General features: G+C 66.8%; 14 protein-coding genes and 1 riboswitch. Of the genes, 2 read left to right on the forward strand and 12 right to left on the reverse strand.

What is annotated here, in order from left to right; all coding sequences use genetic code 11:
- Window positions 1-5 precede the first annotated feature (5 nt).
- From peaD to pbN1_RS02355, 9 genes are all read right to left on the reverse strand, one after another.
- Window positions 6-1079, reverse strand: a complete 1074-nt coding sequence (peaD, locus tag pbN1_RS02315) for a quinohemoprotein amine dehydrogenase subunit beta (protein WP_169201448.1) — start codon at window positions 1077-1079, stop codon at window positions 6-8.
- A 5-nt stretch (window positions 1080-1084) separates the two neighbouring features.
- Window positions 1085-1405, reverse strand: coding sequence for a quinohemoprotein amine dehydrogenase subunit gamma (gene qhpC, locus pbN1_RS02320; protein WP_169201447.1), 321 nt, complete (start codon window positions 1403-1405; stop codon window positions 1085-1087).
- Entirely contained in the window at window positions 1402-2835 is a 1434-nt protein-coding gene (peaB, locus tag pbN1_RS02325) for a quinohemoprotein amine dehydrogenase maturation protein (RefSeq protein ID WP_169201446.1), read from the reverse strand. The genes qhpC and peaB overlap by 4 nt, the downstream gene beginning before the upstream one ends.
- 12 nt (window positions 2836-2847) lie before the next feature.
- Window positions 2848-4479, reverse strand: coding sequence for a quinohemoprotein amine dehydrogenase subunit alpha (peaA, locus tag pbN1_RS02330; protein ID WP_244857133.1), 1632 nt, complete (start codon window positions 4477-4479; stop codon window positions 2848-2850).
- An 82-nt stretch (window positions 4480-4561) separates the two neighbouring features.
- Entirely contained in the window at window positions 4562-5044 is a 483-nt protein-coding gene (locus tag pbN1_RS02335) for a tellurite resistance TerB family protein (protein WP_169201444.1), read from the reverse strand.
- A gap of 34 nt (window positions 5045-5078) precedes the next feature.
- Entirely contained in the window at window positions 5079-6059 is a 981-nt protein-coding gene (locus pbN1_RS02340; RefSeq protein WP_169201443.1) for a WD40/YVTN/BNR-like repeat-containing protein, read from the reverse strand.
- Between the two features lie 10 nt (window positions 6060-6069).
- Window positions 6070-8433, reverse strand: coding sequence for an efflux RND transporter permease subunit (locus pbN1_RS02345; RefSeq protein ID WP_169201442.1), 2364 nt, complete (start codon window positions 8431-8433; stop codon window positions 6070-6072).
- A gap of 58 nt (window positions 8434-8491) precedes the next feature.
- Entirely contained in the window at window positions 8492-10273 is a 1782-nt protein-coding gene (locus tag pbN1_RS02350; protein WP_169201441.1) for a DUF1302 domain-containing protein, read from the reverse strand.
- A 27-nt stretch (window positions 10274-10300) separates the two neighbouring features.
- Window positions 10301-11680, reverse strand: a complete 1380-nt coding sequence (locus pbN1_RS02355; protein WP_169201440.1) for a DUF1329 domain-containing protein — start codon at window positions 11678-11680, stop codon at window positions 10301-10303.
- Between the two features lie 339 nt (window positions 11681-12019).
- On the opposite strand from pbN1_RS02355, the gene pbN1_RS02360 reads away from it, so the two are divergent.
- Window positions 12020-13114, forward strand: a complete 1095-nt coding sequence (locus pbN1_RS02360) for a helix-turn-helix domain-containing protein (RefSeq protein WP_244857135.1) — start codon at window positions 12020-12022, stop codon at window positions 13112-13114.
- 17 nt (window positions 13115-13131) lie between these two features.
- Here pbN1_RS02360 and pbN1_RS02365 read toward each other — a convergent pair whose 3' ends face one another.
- On the reverse strand, window positions 13132-15150 hold the full coding sequence (locus pbN1_RS02365; protein ID WP_169201439.1) for a methyl-accepting chemotaxis protein: 2019 nt from the start codon (window positions 15148-15150) through the stop codon (window positions 13132-13134).
- Window positions 15151-15326: 176 nt separating this feature from the next.
- A riboswitch (cobalamin riboswitch) is annotated at window positions 15327-15466 on the forward strand.
- 618 nt (window positions 15467-16084) lie between these two features.
- On the opposite strand from pbN1_RS02365, the gene pbN1_RS20700 reads away from it, so the two are divergent.
- A complete protein-coding gene (locus tag pbN1_RS20700; RefSeq protein ID WP_169201438.1) occupies window positions 16085-16369 on the forward strand; it encodes an energy transducer TonB in 285 nt (94 codons plus the stop codon).
- A gap of 31 nt (window positions 16370-16400) precedes the next feature.
- On the opposite strand, the gene pbN1_RS02375 is transcribed toward pbN1_RS20700, so the two are convergent.
- Together pbN1_RS02375 and pbN1_RS02380 are read right to left on the reverse strand one after the other, a co-directional pair.
- On the reverse strand, window positions 16401-16610 hold the full coding sequence (locus pbN1_RS02375; RefSeq protein WP_169201437.1) for a heavy-metal-associated domain-containing protein: 210 nt from the start codon (window positions 16608-16610) through the stop codon (window positions 16401-16403).
- Between the two features lie 25 nt (window positions 16611-16635).
- Entirely contained in the window at window positions 16636-19047 is a 2412-nt protein-coding gene (locus pbN1_RS02380; protein WP_169201436.1) for a heavy metal translocating P-type ATPase, read from the reverse strand.
- Window positions 19048-19074: the final 27 nt, after the last annotated feature.

Here is a 19074-nt window from a genome sequence, read left to right on the forward strand (position 1 = left end):
GCTCCTCAGCGCCTGACGACCCGCAGCCATCCGATCGACTGGTCGGCCCCGCCCGGCATCATGATCTCGCCGGTCTTCTCGAGCGTCTCGGCGTCGTGGATGACAATCTTGTCGAGCGCCCCGCCGACATAGACTTCCTTGCCGTCGCCCGAGATGTTGACGGCGTAGAACGTCTGCTCGAGGTCGACGCGCTTGATCAGCTTGCCGGTTTCGGTATCGACTTTCGACAGCTGGTTCATAACGAGGAAAGCCTCGTTACGGGCAACCGGATTGATCACCGACGAGAACATCGCCGTCTGCGCGTTCTCGAACTCGACCGTCTTCAGCGTCTCGGCGTCGAGGTCGAACACCGCGATGCCAGCCTTGAACGCCTCGGCGGAATCGGGCGCGGCATCGGTCTTGGCGACGAAGTACGGGGTGCTCAACGCGCGCGCCTGCTCGAACGTTCCCCACATCGCCAGGACGTCCGGCTCGCCCAGGCCGGGACGGTCCCAGTGGCGGATCGGGTAGGTCTTCTCGATCGTCCCGCTGCGGATGTTGAACAGGTACATGTCCCAGCCTAGCGCGAGCAGGTGGTCCTTGTTGCCCGTCGGCGCAAGCAGGCTGATGCGGCGCGGTGCCGGGAACGTGCGGCGCGGCTTCGCGCCCACCCCGTCGGCGGTGTCGAACACCGCGATGTAGGTGTCCTCGACCTGGTACTCCGAGCGCCCGAGCACGACTGGCGCCTGGTGCACGTACAGCTCGCGCCCGTCCTCGCTGACCGCCGCGGCGAAGAAGCCCTTGATACGCTTGCCGGGACTCGAGAAGTCGGCGCGGAACACCTGGTTGCCGGTATCGAGGTCGATGCCGACGACGCTTTCCATGCGGTTGGTCAGCACATAGGCGACCTTGCCGTCCTTCGGCACCGTGATCGTGCCCGGCACGCCGTCGCCGGGGATCCTGACCGAACGCACGACTTCGCGCTTGGCCGGATCGATGACGTGCAGGGTGTTCGGCCGCGTGACGGTCAGCAGGTATTCCGCAGCGATCGCGGACGCCGACGCCGCGACGCAGCACAGCGCAACGAGCAGTTTCTTCATGATGCTCAATCTCCCGGGAACAGGGTCTGCAGCTCGCGCCAGTCGCGCAGTGCCGAGTTCTTGCCGTCGGTCCAGTCGCGCGCGCTGTTCAGGCCGTCGGCGAGTTGCGCCGGCCACCAGCACGGATCGGTGCAGCCGTAGAGATCCGCCTCCATCGGCTGGCACAGGCTGGCCAGTCCGCCGAAAGCGTCGATCTCCCAGCCCGGATCGAAAGTCGTCGTGCAGCCGACGACGCTGCTCATCAGCTGCACTTCCTCGCCGTTGCCTTCCTGCACGGCGTGTTCGAGCAGCTGTGCCTTATGGTTGAGGGCTCGCAAGCGTTTCATTGTCTGGCACTCCTTTGTTCGTTGGAGGCGTTGAAATACGCCGGATTGGCGATTGCGATCTCGCCGAAGGCTTCGAGGCCGAACGCGATCCAGGCGCGGATCTGCTCGCAGTACTCGAAAGTCGGCAGGAACGGATCGCCGTAGCGGGAATACGATTCGTGGTAGCAGCCGCCGGCGCACAGGCTTCGTGCCGGGCACGTCCGGCACGCGGCGTGCGGGTTCTGCGCGGCACTGACGAAGTCGGACAGCGACTCGCGTGCGATGCCGCTCGTCACATCGCCGAAACCCGAGAGGTCGGAGTCGGAGCCGGTGAAGCGGTGGCACAGCGAGATCTTGCCGGTCGTGCCGACCGCGAGCAGGCCGACGCCGGCGCCGCACGGCAGCACCTTGCGCGTGCCCATCCACAGGTCGGTCATCAGCTGGTGCATGTTGCCGAAACCGTGACGCCGGCCGCGCTTGGCCTCGCCGACGTATTCGCGGCCGAGCGCCTGCATCGCCGCGAACACTTCGTCGAGTTCCTGCGGCGACAGCCCGACCGGGGAATCCGGCCCCGCGGTCGCCGGCGCGAAGCCGACCTCGAAGAAGCCGAGCTCGTCGTGCAGGTGCCGGTAAATGCCGGCGACATCGATATTGCCCGAGGCGAGCGTCACGCGGGCGCCGACCGGGCGCGACTTGTAGCGTTCGAGCAGGCGCTGCACGCGCATCGCGACCGTCTTGTAGGTGCCGCCGCCGGCAATCGTGCGGCGGTGACGGTCGTGCTGCGCTTCGCCGCCGTCGATGCTGACGGTGATGCCGAAGCGATGCGCATCGAGGAAATCGATGACGTCGTCGGTGAGCAGCGTCGCGTTGGTCGTCAACGAAAACTCGACGTCCTTGCCGGCGGCCGCGGCCTTCTCCTCGGCGTATTCGACGAGGTCGCGGATCACCGCGATGCGCGTCAGCGGCTCGCCGCCGAAGAACACCACCGCGACACGCTCGTTCTCGCTCGCTTCGGCGAGCAGCAGGTCGATCGAGCGCGTGCCGGTCTGGTAGTCCATCACCGACGAGTTCTTCGGCGAAGTCAGGTCCTCGCGGTAGCAGTAGCTGCAGCCGAGGTTGCAGCCGGTCGTCAGCGTCAGCACGAGCGTCTTCAGCGGCGAGCGCTCGACCAGCCGCGGCGGGATCTCGTAGTGCTTCGGCTGCGGCGCGACGATCCCCAGCTCGATGAAGTCGCTGAGACTGTCGCACAGCTCGCCCGGCGAATAGCGCCCGTCAAAGCGCGCCTGGATGTCCTCGGCGGCGACTGCGGGCGTCGACTCGAACAGTCCGAGCAGGTCGGTCGCGGCCGGATCGAGCTCGAAGATCGACGTCGTCGGCACGTGCAGCAGGACATGCCGGCCGCCGGAGCGGATCGAACGATAGTTGTGCGCCTGCACCTGTAATGTCGTCACGGGATGTCTCCTTCAGCGCAGCGGTGTCGGGTTCCAGCGCTGCGCGACCACCATCAGCTGGCCCTTGCCGTTCAGCGTCTGGTCGCCGTCGGCAACCGTCGCGATGACGTGCAGGTTGCCGACGTTGTTCATGCCGCCGCGCAATGGATTGGGCCCGGCAAAGGACGGCACGAACTGGCCGTGCGGCGCCATGTGCCCGGCGTAGCGCGCGTCCTCGTCATGGCGCGCCCGGTCGTCGAACGGCTCGGTCGACCACGTCGCGGGGACGCTGCCGAGGCGGATGTCGTCGTCGGTGCCCGGTTTGCCGTCCGCACCGTTGAGGAAGGCGATGGCATCGAACTGCGCGCTCATCGGTGCGACGGTGCCGCCGCCGAGCCGCGCGACCGCGAACGCGGGCTCGACGCGCACTGCGTCGAAGCGATTGAACACCGCCACGGTCTGGGCCGACTCGCGGCCGCCGACGACAACCTTGCGCACCCCTTCCGGCGCATCGGCCGCGACGCGGACGCGCACTTTCAGCCCGCCGGGCGATGTGCCGAGCCATTCGACGACTTCGATGCCGGGGCCGAAGTCGACTTTCGCGTCGAGCGCGACGCCGGCGAGCGTCAGGTCCGCCGTCGCCCCACTGCGCAGCATCCGCGGCGTGACCGAGACCAGCTCGTTCTTCACCGCGTCGTCGGCGCGCACCGCTTCGAAGCGGGCCCCGATCTCGTCGGCGCCCTTGAGGAACCAGCGTCCCGACATGTGCGAACCGTCCGGGCTCAGTGCGAAGATCGAGCGCGTGTCCTCGTTGCCGAGCTTCGCCGAGCCGCGCCATTCATAGCCGGTGTAGACGATCGCGTCGCCCTGCCCGCGCACCGTGTTGCCGGCGCCAAAGCGCAGCTCGTAGCTGACTTCGTAGCGATCCGGCCCGGCTGCACGCGCCGTCATCGTGCCGGTGTACGCCCCCCAGCCCGGACGCTCGCCGGCGACGACCCAGCTCCCCGTCGCGGGGCGGTGCTTCGCGCTGCGCCATTCGCGCCAGGCCGGCGTGTCCTTCGGATACAGCGCCGCCAGCCGCACCGGCAACTGGTCGCGGGCGATCTCCCACCAGTTGCGGTCGCGGCCCATCGCCGAATATTCCGCGCTCGGGAACTGGCCCAGGTGAGTGTGCATCAGCTTGCGCCATTCGCCCTCGTCGCGCCGCTGCAGCGCGACGCGTCCATAGCTGTGGCAGCGTCCGCACATCTGCGCGAGCTCCTCGTCGGGCGCCGTGTCCTGCATGTTCGGCCGGCGCTCGGTGAGGGGACGGTAGGGTGTACTCTCCGACGGCGCGAGGCCCTGCCGGTCGGCGAGGTACTTGACGATCGTCTGCCGTTCGCCGGGCGTCAGCTCGACCTTGTGCCAGATGCCCATGCGCACGACCGTCATATCCCAGCCTTCCGGGCTCTTGCGCATCTCGGAGATGCGCGTCAGCTTGCCGTTGTCCAGGTGACAGGCGCCGCACTTCGCCTCGATCAGCCGCTGTGCCGCGGCGTCACCGTTCGCCGCGTGCGCCGCACCCACGAGGCCCGTTGCGACGGCCAGCACGCCGGCGATCCTTGCACCACACTGCATCGCATCGCGAATCCCGTCGCGAACCCCTTCGCGAAACGCCTCGCTCATTTGCGCCTTCACATCGCCCTCCGTTTCCACCCGTGTGGTTCTTCGTGTTGAGGAATGCTCATCGTTGCGCCTTTCATCCTTGTCAGTTTCCGCCGGCACCATCGTCGAGCAGGCCGGCGCGCGCCACCGCGGCGGCTCGCGCCGCATCCGCGGCTTCCGGCCCGATCTCGAGCTGCATCGCGAGCCGGCTTATCAGGCGGTCCTCGAGACCGACGAGATCGCCGTCGGCATAGGCCACCTCCCATAACATCGTCAGCACCTCCTGGCGCTCGGCCGCGTCGAAGCCCGCACGCACCGCTTCGCCGAACTCCCAGTCGTCGAGCACCTCGGCGAAACGTTCGTCGGCGACGGTCACGAGCTGGCGTGCGACGTCCTCCGTCAAGCCGAAATGTTCGTGCAGCAGGCGTCCGACGGCCGCGTGTTCGCGCTCGGTGGCGCGGTGGTCGATGTACATCGCTTCGAGCAGCAGGACCGCGACGGCAATATGGCGTCGCTCGAACGGACCGGCTTCCAGTCCTTCGGGCTGGAGCTCGCCGGACAGCAGCGCCATCAGTTTTGTCAGCATGCGGAGGTCTCCACGGAATGTCCTGAATTCTGAATTAGCGCGCCGGCACGAGCCGCTCGACACCAAGTTGTCCGGCCACGATGACGCCACCGCCGGCCGGGGCTGTCATCACCGCGGCGAGGTTCTGCCGGTCGGGCCGGATTTCCAGCTGCAGCGGGCCGCTGCCGTTGCCGCGCAGCACCACGCCCCCTGCCCCGACGACGATCACGCCGCCATCAACCGTCGCAATGCCGGCGGTCAGCGACTGCTCGGTACCGGTATCGCGCGCCTGCCAGGTGTCGCCGCCGTCCCGGCTCGTGATGACCTTGCCGCTCATGCCGAGCAGCACGACTTCGCCGCTGCTGCGCTCGAATCCGCTCCATAGCGAGCCCGAGACGCCGCTCGCGAGCTTCGTCCAGCTCGCGCCGCGATCGGTCGAGCGGAACGCGAGGCCGCTTTCGGCCGCGACGAACAGCGTGCCGGTGCGGGTCGAGAACAGCTGGTTGAGGTGCAGATCGGCATCGCGGCCGCTGCCCACCGCCATCGGCGCCCAGCTGCGGCCGCCGTCCGCGGTGCGGAACGCCACGCCGTAGGCGCCCGTCACGTAGCCCCGCTCGGCGTCGAGGAAATGCACCGACAGCAGCACCGGGCGCTCGTCGAGCACCTCGAGCAGTTTCCAGCTCGCGCCGCCGTCATCGCTGCCGAGGATCACGCCACCGTGGCCGACCGCCCAGCCGTGCCGCTCATCGACGAAATGCACGGCCGTGAGCAGCGCACTGACCGGGCCTTCGGCCTGCTGCCAGGTATTGCCGTCGTCAGTCGAGCGCACGACCATGCCATAGTCGCCGACCGCGACGAGCGCCTTGCCGGCGCGTGCGATGCCGGTCAGCGGCACCTTCGCCGCCAGCCTTGCCTTCATCGCCGGGACGGTCGTCGTGATGCTGTCGGGACCGGCCGGGGCGGCCGCGCAGGCGAGTGCGCCCATCGCCAAGCCGAGTGCCACGATGCCGCGCGCAAATCGGTTCGATTTTTTCACGGGCATCTCCTCAATGAGCCATCAGCGGCGCGCGTACCGGGCCGCGGCGCGGAATCAGCATGTCGATCGTGACCGCCAGCGCCGGCAGCAGCGTGATCGCCATGATCATGTTCATCATGAACATGAAGGTCAGCAGCATCCCCATGTCGGCCTGGAACTTGAGCGCCGAGAACGACCAGGTCGCGACGCCGATCGACAGCGTCACCGCGGTGAATACCGTCGCCACGCCGATCTCGCGCAGCGCCTGCTTGAACGCCGTGACGATGTCGTCGCCATGCGCGAGGTGCATCTGCAGGCGGTTGTAGATGTAGAACGCGTAGTCGACGCCGATCCCGACCGCCAGCACCATCACCGGCAAGGTCGCCACCGTGAGCCCGATGTCGAGCTCCTTCATGAACCAGTAGCCGAGGAAGGTCGCCAGCGTCAGCGGCACGCAGCACGCGACCATCGCGCGCCAGTCGCGATACACCGCGAACACCAGCACGAGGATCGTCGCATACACGTAGAGCATCATCGGCAGTTCCGAATGCTCGACGACTTCGTTCGTCGCCGCCTGCACGCCGGCGTTGCCGCTCGCCAGCCGCACGGTCACGCCGTCGAACGGCTGCATCTCGCGGAAATGCTTCACCGCGGCGACGACCTCCTTGATCGTCGAGGCCTTGTGGTCGGCGAGGTAGAGATTCACCGGCAGCAGCGTGCAGTCGGCGTTGAAGAGCCGCATGCCTTCAGGCACCTGGCGCACCGCTTCGCCAAGCGTCAGTTCCTCGCGCGGCAGCGCGGCCCATTTCGGGTTGCCCTCGTTGACCCCGGACGCGGCGAGCTTCGTCATGCTCGGCAGCGACTGCGCCGACAGCACGCCGGGCACGTTCGCGAGATACCACGTCAACCGGTCGACATAGCTCATGACGTCGTGGCGGTAGCACCCGTCCGCAGGCGATTCGACGACCACCGTCAGCAGGTCCAGACCGAGCCCGTAGCGCCCGACGACCGCTTCGACGTCCTGGTTGTAGCGCGAATCGTCGTGCAGTTCCGGTGCGCCCGGCAGCACGTGGCCGACGTGGCGGCCCTGGCTCTGCCACACCGCGATGCCCATCAGCACCAGGCACACCAGCGTGCCGATCGCGGCGTTCCTCGGGTTCGCAATATGCACGCCGAGCGACGACATCATGCGGTTGCGCATCGCCTCGACCTTGCCTGCACGCAGCACGAAAGCGTCGTCGAAGCGGAAATAGCTCGCGACCACCGGCAGCATGATCAGGTTCGTGACGATCTTGTAGGCGACGCCGACCGAGGCGGTGATCGCGAGCTCGCGGATCATCGGGATCGGCACCAGCACCAGCGTCGCGAAACCGACGAAGGCGGTGATCAGCGCGAGCGTGCCGGGCACCAGCAGGCCGGTGAAGCTGCGGCTCGCGGCGGTGTAGCCGTCGGCGCCGTTGATGACTTCCTTGGCGATGTAGTTCACCTGCTGGATGCCGTGCGACACGCCGATCGCGAACACCAGGAACGGCACCAGGATCGCGAGCGGGTCGAGGCCGAAGCCGAGCAGCGTGATCGTGCCGAACTGCCACACCACCGACACCAGCGAACAGGCGAGCGGCAGGAAAGTCAGCAGCAGCGAGCGGGTGTACCAGTAGACCGCCGCGGCAGTGAGCAGGAACGCGAGCGCGAAGAACTCGATGACGCTGGTCGCCCCTTCCGAGATGTCTCCCATCTGCTTGGCGAAGCCGATGATGCGGATGCGGATGTCGTCGTCGCTGAAGGTGTCGCGGATTTCGCGCTCGAGGCGCTCGCTGAACTCCTGGTAATTGAGCCGTTCACCGGTCTGCGGATCGGGATCGGCCAGCTCGGCGACGACCATCGCGGACGACGAATCGTTCGCGACGAGGCTGCCGACGAAGCCGCCGACGATCGTGCGCTCGCGGATCGCCGCGATGTTGTTGGGGGTGAGCGCCTTGACGGTCACGTCGCCGCCGATCACGTCCTCGGCCCTCATGCCCTCTTCGGTGATCTGCACCGCCCGCGCGTTCGGCGTCCACAGGGACGTCACCGTGCGGCGGTCGACACCCTTCATGAAGAACACCGCCTGCGTGACGTCGTGGAGTTTCGTCAGCGCCTTCTCGTTCCAGATGTCACCGTTCTTCGCCTCGACGGTGACGATGATGCGGTTGGCGCCGAACAGCACCTCGCGGTACTGGTTGAAAGTCTGGATGTATTCGTGATCCTGCGGCAGCTGCTTGTCGAAGCCGGCACTCATCTCGAGGCGGGAAGCGAACACCGCCATCACCACGGTGAAGCCAAGCAGCGCGAGCAGGATGGTCAGGCGGTGCCGGAAGCACGCCTGCTGCAATGCACGCACCAGTGTCTCGATCATGTTGGGTATCCGTCAGGCCGGCACGGCGGAAAGGTTCCGCCGTGCCGGCGCTCTCTGGTCAGAACGAACGCGAAATGCTCGCGGACAGGAAGTCGCGGTCGCGCATCAGGTTGTTCGCGCCGCCGCCGGAGAAGTTGACCCACTGGATCGCACCCTTCCAGTTGTCGCGGTAGTTCGCGAACAGCGACAGCGTCAGCGCCTTGCGGCCCTCGACGAACGGCAGGCCGTTCGGGGTCGTGCCATTGACGTCGTGGTACCAGTCGATCTGCGGTGTCAGCGTGACCCCGGTGCCCCAGGCGTTCGGGTAGTTCAGCGCGGCCTCGACGACGTAGCCCCACGAGGTCTTGTCCGGCAACGAATAGTCGGGCAGAAAGTACGGCGTCACACCGCTGCGGTCGAGGCCCGGGTAATGCGCGACCGCGGCCTCGGCGAGGATGAAGCCGTCGACCGCGCCGAGCGCCTTCGCGATGCCGCCGAGCGGGTCGTTGTGCGAGAAGGTGTAGAAGCCGGTGAGGTGGAACTGGTATTTCTCTTCCTCGACGAAACCGGGGTGGCTGCCGTTCTCGAAGCTGCTGAACTTGCCCGCGAATGGCACCGTCGGGTCGACGCCGACGCTGTCGTCGGGCCGGTACGACAATTCGGCGCCGACGGCGATGTTCATCAGCTTGGTGTTCGCCGAGATCGCGTACAGGTCCTTGTCCTCGCCGTATGCGAGGAAATAGCCCGTGACGGCGCCTTCCGGACTGCCGGTGAAGCCGAGGAACGGCAGCTTGTCGTGGTAGCGCTGGTACGTGAATGCGAACTCGGTGTCGATCTCCTCGGCGTTGTAGCGGAAATTCACGCCGTACTGGCCGCTCTTCTTCGGCTCGTCCTGGCCGAGATAGGGAACTGCCAGACCTTCGGCGATGAGATCGGCGTCGGGGAGGCCGGGATCGTCACCGCAGCGCCCGTTCGGCAGCCCTGCACAGGCTCCTACGCCGGCAAAGTCCTCGATGATGCTCGTCGGCACGTACGCGACGCGCCGCCCCTTGCCGAGCACGTCGACCGTCGAGAAGAACGTGCCGGACGGGTCGAACTTGAAGCTGTTCCAGCGCCACTGGTAGTACGCCTCGACGCCGAGCTGCTCGGTCAGATCCATCGAACCCGAGATCATCTGCGCCGGGATGAAGATTTCCTTCAGCTGCGTGCCCGGCACGTGGAATTTCTGCAGGTCGATCGCGTTGATCTGATTGACGCCGCCGACGATGAAGATGTCCTCGCCCCACGAGATCACCTGGTTGCCGACTTTCACCTTGCCGCGACGGTCGCCGAGGCTGAACGACTTCGCGACCCACAGGTCGAGCAGCGTCGCGTCGTCGGTCGCCTCGCTCGCGACGTCGGTGCGCTGCGTGTCGTCGGCTTTCCAGTCGTGGAACCAGTTCACCCGCGCGAGCGCGCTCCAGCCACCGGGGTACTTCAGCGACAGGTCGTGCGTGCCTTTCAGCGCCGCGGAAACGATGTCCCCCTTGTCGTAGTTCAGGTTGCCATCGTCAAACTGGGTGTAGTTGAAGTCGGCGTTCGCGTAGCCCGTGCCGGCGTCGAGGTTATAGACGCGCGACAGTGCATTGTCCGTGCCGTTGTTGCAGCCGCCGCTGTCGTTGCTGATTATCGAGCAGCTCGGCGATTCGAGGCGTTTCGCGACGCCGAACGAAACCGTGCTGTCGAGGCTCCCCGACAGCCCTTCCTCGGAACCGAAGCGGAACGCATGGCTTTCCGGCGCCCAGCAGGCCGCCGCTACCGACACGGCCAGGATCGACGGCGCGAACACGCCCCGACGATGCGAAATCGTCTTTGTTTTCATTGATTTTCTCCCTTGAGTGGGCGGCGGTCAGCGTTCGCCGCGGCGACGCATTTCGTCCTGCGTGAAGTTCGCGGCCGTAACCCGGCCGTCCTTCGCGGCGGTCAGGTCGAGCACCTCGCCTTCCGCGGTCCAGTTGTCGACGACGTAGCGGCGCGCGACGAGGTCGTACATCTGCGTCTCGTAAGTGATGCACGCACCGACGTCCGGCGCCGCCCACAGGCTGCCTTCCTGCACGCGCCACAGGTTGCCCTTGGCGTCGTACATGTCGACCTGCAGCAGGGCCCACGAATCCTCATCGAAGTGGAACACGCGCTTCGCGAACGAATGACGCTTGTCCGGCTTCACCGTCGCCTCGACGACCCACACGCGGTGCGGCTCGTAGCGCATGAGATCGCGTTTGACATACTCCTGGCCGAGCATGTCCTTGAACTTCTGCGACTTGTCGATCAGCTTGTACGAGTTGTACGGGACGAACATCTCCTTCTTGCCGACCAGCTTGTAGTCGTAGCGGTCGAGCGCGCCCGTGAACATGTTGATCTGGTCGACGAAGTACAGGTTGTCGAAGCCGGCGACCTGGTTGTCGTACGCGAAGGTCGGCGAACGGCGTACGCGGCGCTGTCCCGGGAAGTAGATCCACGCGTCCTGGGGCTTGTCCACGTACGTATGGACGAGGTAGCCCTCGCCGGCGCGCGACGGCGGCGTCAGCACGTCGTACAGCAGCTTCGCCTCGACGCTGCCGACGTCCGCCGGACCGGTCACCTTCGGGTCGTTGAACGGATACATCTCGTACGCCCACTGCTTGTTCTCGACGTAGGAGCCGTCCTTCTCCGGCATCAGCGCCGCGATCTGCGCGCGCCGGCCCAGACCGGTGTAACGCAGCTTGAAGTTCCACATCGCTTCGGCACCGGTTTTCGGAATCGGGAACGGGATGCCGGCGCCGAACACCTGTTCGAGCTGCCAGCCGTCGCCGCCCAGCTTCGCGCCCGTCGCGTTCTTCTTCGTCTGCTCCGCGACGAAATCGGGCACCGGACAGCTGCGGCGGCTCGGATATACGTCCATCCGGTAGCCCTTGTAGGCCTTGATCAGCGCAATCTGCCCGGCCGACAGCTTGTCGGCGTATTTGTCGACATTCGACGCATCGATCGAATAGAGCGGCTTGTCGTTCTTGAACGGGTCGAGGTGGCCCGGCTTCCAGCCGGCGGGCGCTTTCGTCATGCCGCCGGTCCAGGCGGGAATCGAGCCGTCCTGGTTGGCTGCGGCTTCGGCGCCGACCGGCGTCAGGTTCTTGCCGAGTGCGGCTGCTTCCGCCTCGGTAGCGGCCGCCCGCACCGCCGAGCTGCCGACGAGGGCCGCCACGGCGAGACAGATAAGGCCCAGGCGGGGCGGTTTGATGGTCGTTCTGGTCACGTTCGTCTCCTCGCTTTTTGTGTGTGTTGCCGGTACTTCTGCTGCCTTCACGTTCTCGATGACGTGTTGTGCTGCTAGCTTCGTGGATTGTATGAACGAGCCTTCAGCGGGTGTTATCCGAAATCGGCAAATGCAATTCCCTCGCTCACCCCCTCTCCCGCCGAAACGGGCAGTCACCTGTACGGTCGGCGACGAACCGCCGTCCCAGTCCGGGCGACGCGCATGAATCGCGATACACGAAGCAACCGAAAACGCTTGTTCGCCGTGTGGGTTTGGGATTAGTCTGAAAAATATAAAGAAAACATCATCAGAACACTTTCCGGTCAGGAGACAGACCGAATGGAAGCTCTTGCAATGACGGCGGAAAGCGGCGACTCGGCGCTTGCCGGCGACGACGCCTTTTCCGTCGTCCAGCTCGACACGCGCGACGCCGATGACCACGCATCGTGCCTTCAGCATTGGCGCCAGCGCTACGACCAGTTGTCGGCCGGGTTATTCTCCGGCAAGTTCGAGGAGTTCTGGTTCGGCAACGTCCAGGTCTTTCGCGAGCGCACGAATCAGGTCATCCACGAAATCGGCAGCGCGTGGGAAGGCTCGCGCACAGTGGGCGTGCCGGTCGCGCTGGACGGCACAGGCTGGTACTGCGGCGAGGCCTGCGGAGTGGATTCGCTGATCACGCTGCGCGGCGGCGACGATCTCGACTACCGCACGCCGCGCGTGCACGACGTCGTCGCGGTCACGACCGACACCCAGGCGTTCAGCGACTACGCGACACAGGTCGAACACCGCGACATCGAAGCCGAAATCGGCAATCGCCGGGTCATCGCCGCGACGCCCGACCAAGCCACGACGCTCCGATCCTTCCTGCTGACGGTGATCTCCAGCCTCGAAGCGACGCCGGAACTGCTGCGGCACCCGCAGATGCGCAAGGGCCTCGAGCAGGCGATCTACGCGAGCCTCCTCGCGGCCATCAGCGGTTCGCCGGACGCTGCGCGCGCGCCCACGCCGGGACGCGGGCGGCAGCTCATCGTCGATCGCGCGCGCGAATACATGAGCGCCCACATCGACGAGCCGATCACGGTCGCGGACCTGTGCACCGAACTCGAGGTATCGCGGCGCACGCTGCAATACAGCTTCCAGGACATTCTCAACCTCAACCCGGTCAGCTTCCTGCGCGCCCTGCGTTTGAACGGCGTGCGCCGTGCGCTGAAAGGTGCGGAGCACGGCCATGCTGCGGTCGCCGATATTGCCGCGCAGTGGGGTTTCTGGCACCTGTCGCACTTCGCGGCGGACTATCGCACGATGTTCGGCGAACTTCCGTCGGAGACGCTGCGCAGCACCGGTTCCAGCGCAAACCGGGCGGCCTGCGCGCCGGGCGGCACCGCTTCAGGTTCCGGCGATCATCCGCTCCACGCCTGCGCCAATCGCCAGTGACGCGGCCAGCGATCACGTCATGACACCCTGAAGCGTCTCACATCCTGCAGCAGGCTTTCGGCGAGGCTTTCGAGCCGGTCCGCGGTGTGATGGCTTTCTGCTGCGGTGGCCGAGTTCTCGTCGGCCATCCGGGCGATGGTCTCGACATTCTTCGCAATCTCCGTCGACGCGGCGCTCTGCTCGCGCAGCGCATCCGAAATCTCGCCCACGGTGTCGACGACGCGGCGCGCCGCATCGCGCAGATGCGCCATTGCCTCGCCAGCCCGCTGCGCGCGCTCGACGCCGGCATTCACCTGGCTCACGCCCTGGTGCATGCGCTGCACCGACTCGCGCGCACCGGTCTGGATCGACTGGACCATGCCGGCGATTTCCTGCGTCGACTGTGTCGTGCGCTCCGCAAGCTTGCGCACCTCGTCGGCAACGACCGCGAAGCCGCGCCCCTGCTCGCCCGCTCGGGCGGCCTCGATCGCGGCGTTCAGCGCCAGCAGGTTCGTCTGGTCGGCAATCTCCTTGATGACATCGACGATTGCCGAAATCCGCTCGGAGCTGCGGCCGAGATTCTCGATCGTGCGCGCCGAAGACCCGACCGTCTCGGCGATATCGCCGATCTCGCGGACCACCTCCGCGACGATCTCGCCGCTTTCGCGCGACAGCTTGCCGGACTCCTGCGCGAGCTCGTTGGCGGCGCCGGCGTTGGTCGAGATGTGCTCGATGCCGACAGTCATCTGCTCGACCGCCGCAGCCATGCTCGACGCCGCTTCGCTCTGGCTCGCCGATGCCCGGTCGATCTGCTGCGACGACTCGACCATCCCCCTCGCGGTATCCGCAACGTGCCCGGAATTGCCCTGGATGTTCGAGATCAGCTTGCGCATCTCGACCGCCATATCGTTGAAACTGCTGGCGACCAGACACAACTCGTCGCGGGCCTTGAGCTCGATCCGGGTCGTCAGGTCGCCCGCGGCGAAGTGGCGGCTGCCCTCGGCGAGGCGACGCACACTGCCCATGACCGACAGGTACGCGCCGACCGAGAAATAGGCGACGAGGGCAAGCCCCGCCAGCAGAACCGCGAGGTTGAAGTAAAGCATGCGCTGCGCTTCGGCGATCCGCTGGCGCAGCAGCTCGTCGAGCGTCGGCAGGAGGATCTCGTGCATCTGCGCATAGCCGACGCCGATCGTTTCCGTCGCCATCTCGTAAAACCGCTCCGCGGGCATGCTCCGGGCATTGCCGCCGACGATGTCCGCCACGACGGCCTGGGTGCGGTCGAGCTTCTCTTTCAGTGCATCCCGTGTCGCATCGAGCTTCGGCTTGAGGTCCGGGCGACTCACCGTGATCTTGCCGATGTTCGATTCGAGATCGCGCATCGCGACGCTCACGTCGCCGGAGATCACGCCGATGTCGACGCGCGCCGCGTCGTCGGCGTCGCCCCGCGCGAGCATCCCTGCTCCCTTGGCGCGCAGCTGGCCCGTACGCTCGAGCAGATAAGGCATCCGGACGACCGCAGTGGACATCAGGTAGAAACTCTCCTGCTCCGGGTCGAACGTCAGTCCGTATTCGTCGGCGAGCGAGACCTGGAACGCCAGCAGGCGGCCGATCATCGCAGTATGCGCGGCCACGCTCTGGGGCTGGGTCCAGCTCAGGCCCTCGCTCGTGATCAGCTTCCACTGGCTCTGGACGGATTTCCATTCTCCGGATTCGCGGCCGCCCTTCGGCAGCGCTTCCTCGAGCGCCGCCATCGCCCGATTCACCTCGTCCTCTTTCGCCGTCCGCCGGGCGCCCATCGTCGAAACGCCCCCGAGCAGTGAAGAAGACAGGCCGCGATGTTGCTGCATCAACTCGACGGCTTTCGACAAGTGCCGCGACAGGCTCGATGCGACGAGCTCACGACGGGTGCGTTCGGCTGTCTCGTTGAGCTCGTTCGCGAGCGTCAGCATCAGGCTCGCGAAGGCAACGAAGATGATGACTCCGAGCAAGCCGAATTTAAACGGATAGCTCAGGCGATTCATCATCGCTTCAGCGGGCGCAAATAATGTCTTCACGATTTCGTTCCTGGATGTTCGCCCCGCCTCACGGCACGTAGGCAGACGGCAGAGTATAGGAGGCCCCTGCGCCTGCATGTGATCTGAATCACGCAGCACCGCACGAAGGACATCCGAACGAGGTCCGCCCGCCGCCGGCGCAAGCGCGCGGAGGGAAAACAGCCGGCGGAGGCGATATAATCGAACCGCTCGAAGGTGCCGCGACGATCGATGTCGCGGAGAATCGGGAAGCAGGTGAAATTCCTGCGCTGCCCCCGCAACGGTAGATGCGCGCCTTGCGCAAAGCCCGGAGACCGGCCTTCCTGATGGTGACTGCGTTGCGGGCCGGCCGCGCAGCACGTGCCTTGTGCCCGTGCCAGCCCCGCATTCGACAAGCTTTGCGCGGGATTCAATGGGCTCACCAGGTTCTCAATTCCCCCGGTTCGGCGGCAATACCGTCCGGAAGCGGTTCTCGTCGGTCCACTGGGGACCGCTGGCTGTCGTCGCCGGCGCCCATGCGGCCGGACTGCTCGCGCTGTCGGGTCTCGGCGGCCCCGCGCCGGCCCAGGTCCCACCCTCTGCGCCGGCGACCCTCAACGTGCGCCTGATCGCCCCACCGGCGCCGGTGATGCCCACAGCAGTGATGCCCCCGTCCGTGATGCCTGCCCCCGTCGCTGCGCCGCCTGCGAAGGTCACGCCGCGCAGCCCAATCGCAAAATCGGCCATACGATCCACGCCCGGCACACCGTCACCCAAGGCGACGCCGCCCCGCCCGACCACGGAAATCGTCCCGCCCGCTGAGGCATCACCGCGTCACGACGACGTCCCCCCCGACAACCCGCCACAGCCTGTTGCCGACGCCGCGCCATCCTTGTCACCTTCCGGAAGTGCAGCGGCTCCCGCCCCGCCCTCTTCGGCAACCACGCCACCGGCTCCGCAAGCGACGGCCGTTGCCTTGATTCCGGCGAGCTTCGACGCCGCCTATCTGCATAACCCCGCGCCCATCTACCCGCGCTCGTCACGGCGACGCGGCGACGAAGGAAAAGTCGTGCTCAGGGTGCATGTACTCGGGGACGGCAGCGCGGACGCGGTGGAAGTGGCGGAAAGCAGCGGTCATTCGCGCCTGGACGACGCGGCGCGCGAGGCCGTGCGCAACTGGCGTTTCACGCCCGCGCACCGGGGGGAGGTGCGGGTCGACAGCTGGCTGCGGGTTCCGATCGTGTTCCGTCTCGACGATTGAGCGCGCCAGCAGCGCCGCGCCAGCAGTCCCATTACGCCGGCGCGTCGAAACCGGCATCCTCGACCGCCTCGCGCAACTGCTGCTCGGAAACCGTCGCCGGGTCGTACTGGACGCGCGCCTGCGCGGACTCCAGCGAGACGTCGGCGTCCGTGACGCCGGGAAGCGACTTCAGTGCCGCCGTGACGCTGCGCACGCACCCGCCGCAGCTCATTCCTTCGACCCTGATTACCGTTTCAGCCATCACGAATTCTCCTCTGCACAGAAAGTTACCGACCCGGCCGCCACCGCTTGAGCAACAATGAATTGGTGACGACCGACACCGAGCTCATCGCCATCGCCGCACCCGCGATCACCGGATTGAGCAATCCGAACGCAGCGAGCGGGATGCCGAGTATGTTGTAGATGAACGCGAAAAAGAGGTTCTGCCGGATCTTCGACAACGTCGTGCGCGACAGGTCGATCGCGTCGGCGACACCGTGCAGGCTGTTCCTCACCAGCGTGATGTCGGCCGCTTCGACCGCCACGTCCGCCCCGACCCCGATCGCGAACGACACATCGGCGGCAGCGAGCGCCGGCGCATCGTTGATGCCGTCGCCGGCCATCCCGACCCGTTCGCCGCCTTGCGCGAAAGCCTTCACCACGGCCGCCTTGTCTGCCGGCATCACGCCTGCCTGCCAGTCGTCAATGCCGGTTTCGCGAGCGATCGCCGCCGCCGTCGCGGCGTGATCGCCGGTAAGCATCACGACCCGCAGCCCGCGCGCCTTCAATCGCGCCACGGCGCTCGCCGAATCCTGCCGCACGCGATCGGCAACCCCGATCACGCCGGCGTAACGACCGGCGACGGCGACCGCGACCATCGTCTTGCCAGCCGCCGCGAGGGTTTCCCAGGGGGCGCCCGACATATCGATGCCGCGCTCGGCGAGGAAAGCGGGGGTGCCGAGCACGACGTCCCGTCCATCGACCCGGCCCGACAGTCCCTTGCCCGGCTCGGCGACGCTGTCCCGTGCCGACGCAATCGTGGCTCCCGTCGCCCGCGCCTCGGCGACGATCGCCGCGGCGATCGGGTGCGCGCTGGTCTGCTCCAGCGCCGCCGCGATCCCGAGCAGGCCGGCCCGGTCCCATCCCTCGGCCGGCACGGCATCGCTGACCGCCGGCGTGCCCTCGGTCAGCGTACCCGTCTTGTCGACCACCAGCACGCGGATTTTCTCGGCCAGTTCGAGCGCTTCGGCATTCTTTACCAGCATGCCCGCGCGCGCGCCCTGCCCGGTCCCGACCATGATCGCGGTCGGCGTCGCGAGACCCAGCGCGCACGGGCATGCGATCACGAGCACGGCGACCGCGCTGATCAGCGCCTGCGCAAAGTCCCCGCCGAGCCACCACCACGAGACGAACGTGACGGCGGCGATGCCGACCACCACCGGCACGAACACCGCCGCGATGCGGTCCGCGAGGCGCTGCACCGGCGCTTTCGAGCCCTGAGCCTGCTCGACCATGCGGATAATGCCGGCGAGCAGCGTGTGGGCGCCGACGCCGGTCGCCCGGCAGCGCAACACGCCTTCCCCGTTGAGGGTCGCGGCGAACACCTTGTCACCGGGCCGTTTGTCGATCGGCATGCTCTCGCCGGTCAGCATCGCCTCGTTGAGCGCCGACGCTCCGGACACGACCTCACCATCGACCGGCACGGCATCCCCCGGCCGCACCACGAACAGATCCGCTGGCTTCAGGCTGTCGACCGGGACCGCGACCAGGTCGCCGTCGCGTTCGACATGCGCGACCCTGGGCTGCAGGCGCAGCAGCGCATCGAGCGCAGCGGTGGTGCGGGCCTTCGCGCGCGCCTCCAGCAGCTTGCCGAGCAGAATCAGCGTGATGATCATCGCGGATGCTTCGTAATACACGTGCAGGTCATGGCGTCCGAACAGCGTGACGATTGCGCTGTAGCTCCAGGCCATGCTCGTGCCGAGCACGACCAGCACGTCCATGTTCGCGCCGCCTCCTCGCACCGAGGACCATGCGCCGCGGTAAAAGCGCGCCCCGATCCAGAACTGCACCGGCGTCGCGAGCATCAGTTGCAGCCAGCGCGGCAGGAACTCGTGGTGCGCCTCGGCCGCCCAGCCGCCGCCGAACATCGCCGGCATCTGGGCGGCGAGTGGCAGCGTCAGCAGCGCAGCGATCCAGAATCGGCGCAGCTCGGCTTTCCACGCCGCAGCCTGCCGCAAACGCACCTGCTCCCGGCCCGCAAGCCCGGTTTCCGCCGCAACAAAACCGGCACGCTGCACGGCATCCTTCAGCGTCTCGGTCGTTACCAGGCCGGGCTGGTAACGCACGGTCGCGCGTTCGGTCGCGAAATTGACCGCCGCCTCGACGCCCGGCAGCCGATTGAGGACCTTTTCCAGCCGCGAGGCGCACGCGGCACAGGTCATGCCCGAAATCGCCAGTTCGAGCGCCGCCGCCGGAACATCGAAACCCGCCTTGCGGATCGCCGCGACGACATCGGCCGGCCCTGCCTCGGCGCCGGAGAAGTTAACGCGCGCTTTTTCGGCCGCGAGATTCACGTTCGCACTAACGCCCGGCATGCGGTTCAGCACTTTCTCGATCCGTGCCGCGCAGGCGGCGCAGGTCATGCCCGACACCGGCAGTTCGATTGCAGCGTGGCGCGGATCCATCACGGGATTGTTCATTGGTCGACTCCACATGTCGAAGATCAG

The organism is Aromatoleum bremense, assembly GCF_017894365.1.
In the GTDB taxonomy this organism is placed as follows: Bacteria; Pseudomonadota; Gammaproteobacteria; order Burkholderiales; family Rhodocyclaceae; genus Aromatoleum; species Aromatoleum bremense.

Bases quoted from the DNA above. Each gene is read 5' to 3' on its own strand.
- peaD (WP_169201448.1), bottom strand. From the start codon at position 1,079: ATGAAGAAACTGCTCGTTGCGCTGTGCTGCGTCGCGGCGTCGGCGTCC.
- qhpC (WP_169201447.1), bottom strand. From the start codon at position 1,405: ATGAAACGCTTGCGAGCCCTCAACCATAAGGCACAGCTGCTCGAACAC.
- peaA (WP_244857133.1), bottom strand. From the start codon at position 4,479: ATGAGCGAGGCGTTTCGCGAAGGGGTTCGCGACGGGATTCGCGATGCG.
- pbN1_RS02335 (WP_169201444.1), bottom strand. From the start codon at position 5,044: ATGCTGACAAAACTGATGGCGCTGCTGTCCGGCGAGCTCCAGCCCGAA.
- pbN1_RS02345 (WP_169201442.1), bottom strand. From the start codon at position 8,433: ATGATCGAGACACTGGTGCGTGCATTGCAGCAGGCGTGCTTCCGGCAC.
- pbN1_RS02350 (WP_169201441.1), bottom strand. From the start codon at position 10,273: ATGAAAACAAAGACGATTTCGCATCGTCGGGGCGTGTTCGCGCCGTCG.
- pbN1_RS02360 (WP_244857135.1), top strand. From the start codon at position 12,020: ATGGAAGCTCTTGCAATGACGGCGGAAAGCGGCGACTCGGCGCTTGCC.
- pbN1_RS02375 (WP_169201437.1), bottom strand. From the start codon at position 16,610: ATGGCTGAAACGGTAATCAGGGTCGAAGGAATGAGCTGCGGCGGGTGC.
- pbN1_RS02380 (WP_169201436.1), bottom strand. From the start codon at position 19,047: ATGAACAATCCCGTGATGGATCCGCGCCACGCTGCAATCGAACTGCCG.